Origin of the sequence: Pseudomonas sp. GM60 (assembly GCF_000282415.1) — a bacterium.
Classification (GTDB): Bacteria; Pseudomonadota; Gammaproteobacteria; order Pseudomonadales; family Pseudomonadaceae; genus Aquipseudomonas; species Aquipseudomonas migulae.
Window position 1 is genome coordinate 101,708 of record NZ_AKJI01000070.1, and the last position, 11,017, is coordinate 112,724.

Annotated in this window: 13 protein-coding genes; all 13 read right to left on the minus strand. The window is 55.6% G+C overall.

The annotated features are described in order from the left end of the window. Positions 1 to 4: 4 nt before the first annotated feature. A complete protein-coding gene (tssG, locus tag PMI32_RS11780) occupies positions 5 to 1,012 on the minus strand; it encodes a type VI secretion system baseplate subunit TssG (protein WP_008030662.1) in 1,008 nt (335 codons plus the stop codon). Further along, positions 976 to 2,763 carry a type VI secretion system baseplate subunit TssF gene (gene tssF, locus PMI32_RS11775; RefSeq protein WP_008030663.1) on the minus strand — a complete coding sequence of 596 codons (1,788 nt, stop codon included), beginning with the start codon at positions 2,761 to 2,763 and terminating at the stop codon, positions 976 to 978. The genes tssG and tssF overlap by 37 nt, the downstream gene beginning before the upstream one ends. A gap of 24 nt (positions 2,764 to 2,787) precedes the next feature. Then, positions 2,788 to 3,255 carry a hypothetical protein gene (locus tag PMI32_RS11770; RefSeq protein ID WP_008030670.1) on the minus strand — a complete coding sequence of 156 codons (468 nt, stop codon included), beginning with the start codon at positions 3,253 to 3,255 and terminating at the stop codon, positions 2,788 to 2,790. Positions 3,256 to 3,531: 276 nt separating this feature from the next. Next, the gene (locus PMI32_RS11765; RefSeq protein ID WP_008030671.1) at positions 3,532 to 3,837 is read right to left on the minus strand and encodes a hypothetical protein; all 306 of its coding nucleotides are present in this window, start codon (positions 3,835 to 3,837) and stop codon (positions 3,532 to 3,534) included. A 124-nt stretch (positions 3,838 to 3,961) separates the two neighbouring features. Further along, positions 3,962 to 4,327 carry a hypothetical protein gene (locus PMI32_RS11760; RefSeq protein WP_008030672.1) on the minus strand — a complete coding sequence of 122 codons (366 nt, stop codon included), beginning with the start codon at positions 4,325 to 4,327 and terminating at the stop codon, positions 3,962 to 3,964. An 86-nt stretch (positions 4,328 to 4,413) separates the two neighbouring features. Next, positions 4,414 to 4,620: a hypothetical protein gene (locus PMI32_RS11755; RefSeq protein ID WP_008030673.1), complete on the minus strand. Its 207-nt coding sequence runs from the start codon at positions 4,618 to 4,620 to the stop codon at positions 4,414 to 4,416. Continuing rightward, on the minus strand, positions 4,617 to 5,420 hold the full coding sequence (locus tag PMI32_RS11750) for a hypothetical protein (protein WP_008030674.1): 804 nt from the start codon (positions 5,418 to 5,420) through the stop codon (positions 4,617 to 4,619). Before PMI32_RS11750 ends, PMI32_RS11755 begins: the two co-directional genes overlap by 4 nt. Continuing rightward, a complete protein-coding gene (locus PMI32_RS11745) occupies positions 5,417 to 5,929 on the minus strand; it encodes a PAAR domain-containing protein (protein ID WP_008030675.1) in 513 nt (170 codons plus the stop codon). The genes PMI32_RS11750 and PMI32_RS11745 overlap by 4 nt, the downstream gene beginning before the upstream one ends. 43 nt (positions 5,930 to 5,972) lie before the next feature. Then, positions 5,973 to 6,350, minus strand: coding sequence for a hypothetical protein (locus PMI32_RS11740; RefSeq protein ID WP_235864454.1), 378 nt, complete (start codon positions 6,348 to 6,350; stop codon positions 5,973 to 5,975). A 34-nt stretch (positions 6,351 to 6,384) separates the two neighbouring features. Beyond that, positions 6,385 to 6,792, minus strand: coding sequence for a type VI secretion system baseplate subunit TssE (gene tssE / locus PMI32_RS11735; RefSeq protein ID WP_008030677.1), 408 nt, complete (start codon positions 6,790 to 6,792; stop codon positions 6,385 to 6,387). Between the two features lie 13 nt (positions 6,793 to 6,805). Next, on the minus strand, positions 6,806 to 8,281 hold the full coding sequence (gene tssC / locus PMI32_RS11730; protein ID WP_008030678.1) for a type VI secretion system contractile sheath large subunit: 1,476 nt from the start codon (positions 8,279 to 8,281) through the stop codon (positions 6,806 to 6,808). Between the two features lie 25 nt (positions 8,282 to 8,306). Continuing rightward, the gene (gene tssB / locus PMI32_RS11725; protein ID WP_008030679.1) at positions 8,307 to 8,810 is read right to left on the minus strand and encodes a type VI secretion system contractile sheath small subunit; all 504 of its coding nucleotides are present in this window, start codon (positions 8,808 to 8,810) and stop codon (positions 8,307 to 8,309) included. 32 nt (positions 8,811 to 8,842) lie between these two features. Continuing rightward, positions 8,843 to 10,399: a type VI secretion system protein TssA gene (gene tssA, locus PMI32_RS11720; protein WP_008030680.1), complete on the minus strand. Its 1,557-nt coding sequence runs from the start codon at positions 10,397 to 10,399 to the stop codon at positions 8,843 to 8,845. Positions 10,400 to 11,017: the final 618 nt, after the last annotated feature.

Sequence of the window (11,017 nt, forward strand, 5' to 3'; positions counted from 1 at the left end):
GTCCTTAATGAATTTTGCTGCCCAGGGTCACCACGCCGTCCGCTTTTTCGCGGCCCAGCCAACTGGTCCATCCCAGGCGACAGGCGTTCTGCTCACCGATGCGCAGTTCGCGGATTTCTTCCTGGCGCAACACCAGGCGAATGTCGTAGTCGAGCGGGTCACGCAGGGTGAACCGCACCAGCGCGCACAACGGCTGGTAGCCGAAACCGATCGGCAGGAATTCGTGAAAGCGTTGCCAGTCGAGTTCGCGGATGTGAATACGGAATTTGCCGCTGCGGTCGCGCACGTGTTCGCCCAGCACCAGGTCTTCGCCGAGCAGGCTGTTGGCGCGGCCCAGACGGTTGCGCTGCTCGTCGAGAATTTCCACCCGGCGCTCGATGCATTGCTCGATGGTCAGTTCGGCGTGCTTGAAGTAGTAACGCAGCACTGCTTCGATCAACGCCGCCGAGTGCGCCCGCAAGCTGAGCAAACCGAGGTACGGCAGCAGGCGTTTCCAGTTCAGTTCCTGGGCCTTGCGGATCTCTTCGCCGCCAAGGCCGATCAAGGCAAACAGCTGCGCCGAGAACGGGTCGAGCGCGCCGCTCTGGAAGCTTGCGCGGTAGCGGTACTTGCGCCAGATCGGCAGCATCAGCCGTTGCAGGCGATGGTGAAACAGGTCGAGGAAGTTACGGGTCGGGTTGCCGTCTTCGCTGTCGCCCAGCGCCTGTTCGCCGTAGAACGCCGGCAGCGGCGAACCGGAACCGACCAGGCCGATCAGGTTGAACCGCAGGCGCGCACGCATGTGCCCGTGCTCTTGGAAAAACTCCACGCGATCAACGTCGCTGCCAGGGAAACCCAGGCTCGGGTTGGCCTGGAATTCCAGCTGATCGTACAGGTCGTCTTCGCTCAGGTGCGGGTGGGCCTCGCGCAGCCGGTCAATCACCAGCAGCACGGCCTGAAACAGCGAGTACTCGCGTATTCCTCGGGTCAGTCCGCTTAAAGAAGCGGCTGCAGGCCCATACGTGGTGTCCATTGGTACACCTCTCCCTGTGTGCTTTTTACCCGCAGCTCGTGGTACGAATTGAGACTGGCGTAAAGCGCGAAAAACTCGTTGAGAACCGAAGCGAAAACGAACAGGTCGCCCTCGCCGATATACCCTTCCGGGTCGATGGTCAGCTCGGTGCGCAACCCGCGAACCGGCAACCCTCGGTGCAACCGGTCGACGTGGTGGTGCTTGATCGATTTGAGCCCGCCGAGCAGGCGCTTGCTGACTTTTTCCGCGTGTTGGTCGTAGTAGCGCGGCAAATCGTAGGTTTCGAGAATCACCTTCAACGCATTGACGTCGGCCAGGGACAAATAGTTAAGCGACATGTTGCTGATCAACTTCCAGAGGAAGTCGCGGTTCAGCGGCGGCGCGAAACTCGACGTGGCCGGGGTGATGTTGCGGAAGCTCAAAAACTCCGGCGTCTCTTCACAGGCCATGCAGATGTCGCCGAGCTTGAGCTTGCGCGGCAGGTTCTGGTTGGTGCACATCAGCTCGATCGACAGGGTTTCATGGGCTTCGGTGTGGCGGATGCCGAAGCTCAGGTAGGTGTCGAGGCCGTCGTGTAGCAAGGAGGAACGCTGGCGAATGCTGTAATGGGGACGGCTGTTGGGCACGTCGAAACTCGGGTCGTGCTCGAAGGATTCGAATGGCACGTACTCCTGATAACCGAGGCCGCCGGGCTTCCAGCCGGTCACGGTTTCCACCGAGAACACGCCGCAATTTTGCAGATCGAATTCGGCGGGCAGCAGCAGGTATTCGTCCTGCTTGCCGTCGAGGCGGATCGGCAAGGCGTCGTGCTTGAACAGGTTGACGATAGGCGTGCAGTAGAGCTTCACGTTGTCCAGCGTCGGACGCATGCGCATGATGCCGCTCTTGCGAATGTCGAAGCGTAATTCGAGGCCGCGCATCTGCTTGAGCGTGTCTTCCGGCAGGGCTTTGAGCAGGTCCAGACCGTTGATATCAACGAAGAGGAATTTGTCCTGGAAGGCGAAGTATTCCTGCAAGTAGCGGTAGCCGCGGAAGGTGTTCAGCGGATACGGGATCAACGCTTCTTCTTCGGCAAAACCCACCGGCTGCACACGGTCGCCAGGCATCTTGAACGCCATCGGCGTGCCGTTGACACCGTTGATGGGCTTGCCGGCGCCGTCCAGCGGGATCAGCTCAATGCCTTCCAGATTGCGCAGCAGGCTCAGGTAAAGCATCTGGCTGATGTAGCGCTCACCGGCGAAGTGCAGACGCAGCCGGCTCAGTTCCAACTCACCGAGGTGACCGTCAGCGCTCATCTCCAGACGCAGGCTCAACAGCGAACCGTCGCCCTTCACCGAGTAATTCAACGCGGCCAGATCCAGCGGCAACACCTCGGTTGGGTAGCAGGTGCGGAAGCGACAACGCACGTCATCGATTGGCACACTCTCGATCGGCGTGTCGCGCTCGACCCTCAACGCAGGCCCCGAACGCTTCAACGGATCGAACTGCAAAATGCTGAACGCCGGCAGCGGCCGCATGTAGTTGGGCCACAGCAGGTGCATCAGGGAATGGCTGAGCTCTGGCAGCTCGTCGTCGAGCTTCTGACGCAGGCGACCGGTCAGGAATGCGAAGCCCTCCAGCAACCGCTCCACGTCTGGATCCCGGCCGGCCTGGCCAAGGAAAGGCGCCAACGCCGGGCTACGCTCGGCGAATCGACGACCTAACTGGCGAAGTGCGGTGAGTTCGCTTTGGTAGTAGTGGTTAAAGGACACGGAGTACCTTCCTGGTAGTGGATCTCATGAAAAAACTGTCCTGTAGAGCGCGACTGTCAGGCCGGAAATCACGTAGCCGGCGATGAGCAGGTACGGTAAAAAAGCCAGCCAGCCCAACGTCATTGCGAAGCCAGCCATATCACCCATCAATGCGTTTACCAGCCCATAAATCACCCAGGGGACGGCGTAAAACGGGATGAACATCAGCGGCGCACACCAGATTTTTTTGATGATCTGCTGTTCGGTTTTTCCGCTCAGCTCACGCGTTGCCCACAGGGCGAAAGCGGTATAGGCCGGGACTCCGAATGCGAGGACGTAGATCAACAGCATCTGATGCCAGTTCAAAACCGACGCGTTTTCGTTGCTCTGCTCAATCAATATGAGAAGCAGCAACACCAATAACGGTACCCAGAGCACAACCCTGAAAAAATTCGGACAAGCGCAACTTCCACTTTTCTGGATGTTCTGCGCTGGATTATTAGTAAATTTCATTGAACACCCAGTGATTGAAGCTATAAAGCGCAACAACACCTACAGCGGTAGCGACCAAGGAATGAAATCCACCTTGTAAACGCTTCGACTTAAAAACAACTACCACTGTCTTTACAAAATAATAAAAAACACATGCCATCAGCGGAATATAAAGCACCGCACAAAAAACAAACAAACTTCCGTAAACATCAACACCACTCACTAACCATCTGGTTTTTGGGTCAGTGAATGACATAAAAAGCAAAATCGCAGAGATAAAAAAATAAAAATACCTAATCACGACATTGGCCCACCTGAATAACACACAGGAAGCACAAATAGCGCCAACAAGCTGACTATCCAAAGCACCAATAAATAGTAGTTACCAGGCATTCTGCAGACCGCCCACCCCTTAACCACCCCATAACCAATAGCGAACTGCAATAGTAAGAACGAAATCACTCCCAATGGAACGGAAAGCAAACAACTATAAGGTTCAGCAAATCCAAACCGGACAACCGCATAAATTTCGAGCAATGCAAACGGTACGATCAATGCGGCTGCCATGATGATCATAGCTTTGACTTTTGTTGCACTACTCATCAACGCAAACCTCCGCGAATAGAGGGTCTTTGCCAATTCGAGCCGGCGCTGCTCACCTGAAACCCAGCAAACATTAAGGACAGCCCCCTTTTCCGTTAAGTTAAGGAATGCGCATGCTGTCATGTTACTTCACCAACGCCGGGTTCAACTTCAATGCAGTTTCGTCCTGCAAGTAAACTTCATCACCTCCGTCGTAACCCATAAAATCTTCGTTAGAAAGCTGGCTCCCGTCCTTCTTCACATGTGTCACCCAGCCTTTGGACCAGATATCACCGCTTTCATGGCGTATTTCGACGTAGTAGCTTGGGGAGCTTGACTTTGTAATTTCAAAGAAGGAGCCACCGTCTTCCGCCCCGCTCCAAAAAGCATTTGGATGATCTTTCAATACAGGCCCCTTTCCGTCATCACGCTCCAGCAGAGCAAACACCGCCACTACGAGCAGAACAAAGATAATAGCGAGTGAGATGGCTAGTCTTTTCAGAATCTTCATTCGTCTATTTCCAATTTGTCATCAGCAAAATTGACAATGGGGACAGCCCCCTTTTTGCGCGGCCCCCACTCACAAAACTGGCTCATTCAGGCCGGCGGCTGATTTAAGTAATAAGTACCAATGATATGAATCACCGGCACTATCAGCACACACACATACATCATAATTTTATGGAGGCGCCTTTCTCTGACTTGTCTAAACAACCCCAGCAGCGCCACTAACGAACATAAAATCGCCAACACACCAAAAAAATCGCTATCAGCAACGCTTGCCAAATAGTCTCGAAAAGTCATTTGTTGAACTCCATAAAATTCCACCTATAAAATAAGAATTTCTTCAGGAAATCTTCAGCCATTGCCCCTGTACTTTCATTACGGTAAGTCCAACCCACCGCATGCTTTGTGTAATATCCTTTCTCTATCGGCATTCCCGCGTAGCCCGAGTTTTGCGGATCAGCCATGTTTGATCCAAGCCATTTTTGAACCGTAGTGAAAGGACGGACGCTTACTCCGCTTGTGTTGCCCTGCCTAATTTCGATTTTCGACTCGTTGACACTCACGGTAATTTGAACGTGGTGGGCGATGTCCTTGGGCCGGTCCAATGCTTGAGCGAGGATATCTCCAGGTAGCAAGGCCTCGGCTGTCTCGACCGATAACGTATTTTCGCCAACTCGCTGCATATCTGGGGCGCCGTAAGTCAACATGACCATTTCGCAGAAACCATACATGTGCGATAGGTAGCGATCATGCTCAGCGGCAGAGTAGTTCTCCATATTTCTATAGGTTCTTACTCCGGTTTTTAGCTTAATCGGCAACCCGCGACTAGAGGAAAATTCACAAAGCAATCTGAGTGCGAAATCTTCACAGGTGAATTTATTTCCGCTAACCGCCCCCTCTTTAGTCCAGTATTTTTCTACGATAAGCCGTTCTGCTATCTCTGGTGCTTCTTTGTGATAGTCAGCAATATCCGCATCAGTCCAGAAAGCAGTTGTTTTCCAGAACACCTTGTAAGTAACTTTTTTTGGTGCTTTGTCTTCCTTTGGGGTAAGTGCAATTGAGCGCGCCATTAATGTAGATAGAACTTCTGCACTCATACCATTGCCCCACCAATCGCAGCGTGAAAGTCGAAGGCTTCACCTTCCTTACCACCGACTAACTGGGTTCTTCCCATCGCATCGCTCTGGCCAGAGATGACCTGACCTTTAGCCGTAGTGATCTGATAGGGAATATCCTGCAGAGGATTTCCATCCTGATCTTCCATCACTACATGCTGAGTGTGGGTAAACAGCATTAACGGCAACGGCGCCACAAACGGCACCGGCGAATGCGAATTCCCGATAATCACCGTCCCGGAACCGGCCGTAACCTTGTTGCCATGCGTCCCAACGGAATCCACCGTCGCAGCCGGTTTCCCGTTAATCAAAACCGTCGTAGCCAACCCGCCCGACATCGCACCACCACACGCCGAGGCATCGCCTTGGCGGGCGGCCGCGAGGCCGTCGAAGAAGACGTCGCCGGAACCGGCGGCGATCGGGTTGGTGCCGTGGCCGGGGAGCGGGCAAGCGGTGGGGTCGGATACGCGTGCTGCTGGTTTTCCTGACATTGGGCTCTCCTTAATTGACCTTGGCTTGATGACTGTTCATTGCTCAACCACACACTGGAATTTTCCAGCCCTCGTAACCCGTCGCTGTCGGATAGATCGCATGTGCGTTTACCCATTGCGCCCGTTCATCCGTCGTGAATTCGTTCTGCCAAATCAACCATTCAGACGACTTCAACAACGTGCCGTCTTTTGCGTACACCCTGAAAAAGGCTTCACTGGTGAAAAGACGGAAGATCTTTCCGGGAATGCCAAGAGCCGAATACTGCGGAATGTAGGAATTGATGTAACAAGTCCCAGACTCGTTCCAGACTGTGGAGTACATGTGAGCGAGCCTTGAAGCCGTCACTTTCATGTAGCAAGCAGCCAACACCAGAGCAGCGGCAGTCAGGGCGATCAGCAGCAAAGCGCGACGCACGATCATTGCCACGGTACTTAGCCCCCTCATTCGCATATCCCTAGCTCACCTTTACTTGACCGCTGCCATCCAGGCGCGCGGCGAAACTGACCTGGCGCTTGAAACCATCAACTTCCAGCAGGCCTTCGATGCTGAAGGACAGGCGAAGCTGATCGTTGTCACGCGGCAGGGAGATGACACGCACGTTGCTCAGGCGCGGTTCGTAGGCTTCGATGAAGCTTTCGATGGCCAGGCGGGCCTGACTCAGGGAGTCGTGCAGGCTCAGGCGCATGTCATTGAGATCGGGTAGCCCGTAATCGGACAGCGTTTGCACGCTGCCCGCACGGGTGCTGAGCATCTTGGCCAAATGGGCAGCCACGGACGCCATGGCGGAGACCTCGCGGCTCCAGCCGACGCGTTTGTCCGCGTCGCCACCCAGGCGTTCGAAAAGGCTGCCGTATCCAGTCATGAGTTAGCTCCGCTTACTCTTTGTCCAGCTTGCCAACCAGCGACAGGGTGAAATCGGCACCCATGTACTTGAAGTGCGGGCGCACGTTCAGGCTGACGCGGTACCAACCAGGCTCGCCTTCGACATCGCTGACGATGATCTGGGCAGCGCGCAGTGGACGACGGCCACGAACTTCGGCGCTCGGGTTTTCCTGGTCGGCCACGTACTGGCGGATCCACTTGTTCAGTTCCAGCTCGAGGTCGGTGCGCTCTTTCCACGAACCGAGTTGCTCGCGCTGCAGCACTTTCAAGTAGTGAGCCAGGCGGTTGACGATCATCATGTACGGCAGTTGGGTGCCGAGCTTGTAGTTCAGCTCTGCCGCCTTGCCTTCTGCGCTGATGCCGAAGAACTTCGGCTTCTGCACCGAGCTTGCGGAGAAGAACGCCGCGTTGTCGGAGCCTTTGCGCATGGTCAGGGAGATGAAGCCTTCCTCGGCCAGTTCGTATTCACGACGGTCGCTGACCAATACCTCGGTAGGGATCTTGGTTTCGATTTCGCCCATGCTTTCGAAGTGGTGCAACGGCAGGTCTTCAACCGCGCCACCGCTCTGTGGGCCGATGATGTTCGGGCACCAGCGGAATTTGGCGAAGCTGTCGGTCAGCTTGGTGCCGAACGCGTAGGCGGTGTTGCCCCACAGGTAGTGCTCGTGGCTGTTGGCGACGGTTTCTTTGTACACGAACGATTTGACCGGGTTTTCTTCCGGGTCGTACGGGTTGCGCAACAGGAAACGCGGCACGGTCAGGCCAATGTAACGGGAGTCTTCCGACTGGCGGAAGCTCTGCCATTTGGCGAATTGCGGGCCTTCGAAGTGATCTTTCAGATCCTTCAGGTCCGGCAGGCCGGTGAAGCTTTCCAGGCCGAAGAATTTCGGGCCGGCGGCGGCAATGAACGGCGCGTGAGACATGCACGCAACGCTGGACACGTACTGCATCAGTTTCACGTCCGGCGAGCTTGGGGACATGAAGTAGTTAGCGATGATCGCGCCTACCGGCTGACCACCGAACTGGCCGTATTCAGCGGTGTAGATGTGCTTGTACAGGCCAGCCTGCATCACTTCCGGCGAATCTTCGAAATCGTCCAACAGGTCTTCTTTGGAGACGTTGAGGATTTCGATCTTGATGTTTTCGCGGAAGTTGGTGCGGTCGACCAGCAACTGCAGGCCACGCCACGACGATTCCAGGGACTGGAAGTCCGGGTGGTGGAGGATCTCGTCCATCTGACGGCTGAGCTTGGCATCGATCTCGGCGATCATGCGGTCAACCATGGCTTTCTTGACCGGCTCGCCGTTGTTCTGCGGCTTGAGCAGCTCTTCGATGAAGGCCGACACACCGCGCTTGGCGATGTCGTAGGCTTCGTCGTCCGGGGTCAGGCGGGTTTCGGCGATGATGCTGTCGAGAATGCTGTATTCGCCGTTCTCGTTACTCTTTTGCTGCGCTGCACTCGTGCTCATGTTGGCTTCCTTGGCTGATGGAGACTCAGACGTCCTGGGCTGCGGCGTTCAGGCCCAGCTCACCCAGTACGCGACCGCGGGATTCGTCGTCGGCGAGAACGCCTTCGATGGCTTTGCGGAACGCAGGCGCGTTACCCAGCGGGCCTTTGAGGGCCACCAGCGCGTCGCGCAGTTCCATCAGTTTTTTCAGCTCAGGCACTTGCTCGACCAGGCTGGCCGGGTTGAAGTCCTTCATCGAGTTGACGCGCAGTTTCACGGCCAGTTCTTCAGTGTCGCTTTCTTCCTGAAGACGGTTCGGTACGCTCAGTGTCAGCTGCAGCTCTTGCTTGGCCAGCACCTCGTCGAAGGTCATCTTGTCGATGCTGATCGGCTTGCGATCTTCGACTTTGCGTTCGTCCTTGCGGTGGGTGTAGTCACCGATTGCCAGTAGTTTCAACGGCAGTTCGATCTCTTCCTGGGCACCACCGGTGGCAGGTTTGAACGTGACGTTGATGCGTTCCTTGGGGGCTACCGAGCCTTCTTTGGCCATGGCTTTTCTCCTTGCGGTTGTGGCCCTGGGGCCTATTCGAGTACCACTTCGAGATCGAGGTGGCACAGCCTGCGATAAATCTCTTCCTTGCGTTCACGTACGGCATGGTTCTGCGGCAACAACTCGCAGCAGCTATGCAGTAAATGCAGCACTTCCAGCGCAAGATCGGGCTCCCAGGCGTGCAGGCCTGAGTCCTGTAATGTTTGGTCGAGGGTTTCGAGTTGGGTCTTGGCCAGTTCGTATTTCTTGGCCATGAAGCACAGTCGCGCGAGGGCGAACTGCCAGAAGAACCGCACGCGCCCGCCGTTGGCGCTTTGCAGGCCCTGCTTGAGGATTTGCACAGCGGCCTTGAGGCCGTCCTTGCGCAGAATCGGCAGGACCTCTTCGAGGGCCAGTTCCCAGGCGGGCTGGGTGTCGGCGACTTCGACTTTGCGTGGCGCACTGGCGCTTTGCAGGTGCGGCATGACGTTGGCGCTGATCCAGGCGCGAGTGGACGGATCGGCGAACGGCGCACCGTCATGGAAGCGCAATTCGACGATACCGGGCAGGCGCTGAACCAAAAGCGCGAAGTGGATTTCCACTTCGCGCATCGCCATTTCTGCGTTGAGTGCCTGGAGGCATTCCCAGACCATTCGCTGGCCATCGAACCAGAACGGCGCCTTCGCCAGGCTCGCCTCCAGTTCCACCAACAGGTCGGCGTATTTGCCTTGATCGTAACGGTCCTGATAGGCCTTGAGCTTGTCCGCCGGCAAGCCGCGCAGCACGGTGATCTGCTCGGCATTACGTTCGGGGACAGCGTCGATGGGCAACCACAACAGCGTGCGATTGAGGCGAAGGGCACGCAGGTCGGTGGCTTTCTGCTTGAGCCACCAGGCGCACAACGGCCGGGCGCTTTCTTGCTGCGCGCGCAGGGCTTTGTGGGCTTCTTTTTCGTTGTCGATCGGCGCGCCGGGCGTTAAAAGTTGCGTCGCGACTTGTTTGACCTGAGCCACGGCCGCACCGACCACACCTGGTTCCGGCTGGTTGTCGGCGGCGCGTTGCACCATGTTTTTCAGACGGCGGGAGATTGGCAACAGCAACGGCGCGTCGTCACCCAAGTGCTCGGTGCACGCGGCGTCGAGGCCTTCCAGGTGTTCCACCAGACGGCGGAACATCGGCAACTGCTCTTTGATCGCGACGTTTTCGGTCAGCACCTGCTCAAGACGCGGCACCAGCCAACTGATCGCAGCGGAGCGCGTACGTGCCTTGTTCGGGTGGACTTCGGCCCAATGGCTTTCGCACAGGTAGTGCAGCAAACCGAGGCCGGCGAGCAGGCCTTGAAAGGATTCGCGCTGGTACAGGGCCCAGGTCAGCCAGGCGCCGACGCGCAAATCCTTGGACTGGGTGCGCAGCAGGTTTTCGCTGTTTTCACGGATTTTCAGCCAGTCGATCTGACCGCTTTCGTGCATGGACGAGGCTTTGGCCAGCTCACTTTCCAATGACTCATATTCGCTCGAAAAGCGAACATCCTCGCCCGCGAAATTCTCTTTGGAAACAGAGGCTTTTGCGAGATCGAGGTAATGAGCAGAAAGTTTGCTTGAGTAGGACATCCATGGCCTTTAGTTTGGATTACGGTCATACGTTCATTGGAGTTCCAACGGCGTGAGACAGAATCAAAGAGCTGCGAAATGTCTCATCCAATTGAGATCGTGCTCTTTCAAAGTGGGCGCATCGTACTCACGATGATGGCCACTAGCAAGCACCCGATTAAACAATAAGACGAAGCGCGTTTATCTCTCGTAGGAGATCTCCCTATATGTAGCAAGGGGATCCCTGATGTCAGTTTAATAATTCAGCGCTCGACCCAACGCCCTGAAACCGTTGAGGTAGAGGCCTCCGCTTCTTTCACCTGAATTAATCGCATATTCATTGCCGATTGCTCCCTTTGGCAGGCGCGCAGCATGCCAAAAACAAAAAAATATAAATGTAGGAGCATTCCGAAATGTTACGGCATCGATGAATAAAGCGACGAGTGACAACTGCCGATAAGAAAAGTGCCATCACTATGATGGCCACTTTGAATTTAAAACAAAGTTCCAAAATGGAACTTCGGGTATCTGGGAAATATCACACCACTCTTCAAGATCCTTCCTACATCAATACTTTGCATGCCTTGTTAGCGTGCCCGGCATTTTGGCGACTTAATCCGGGCACGTATGGCTCGGTTT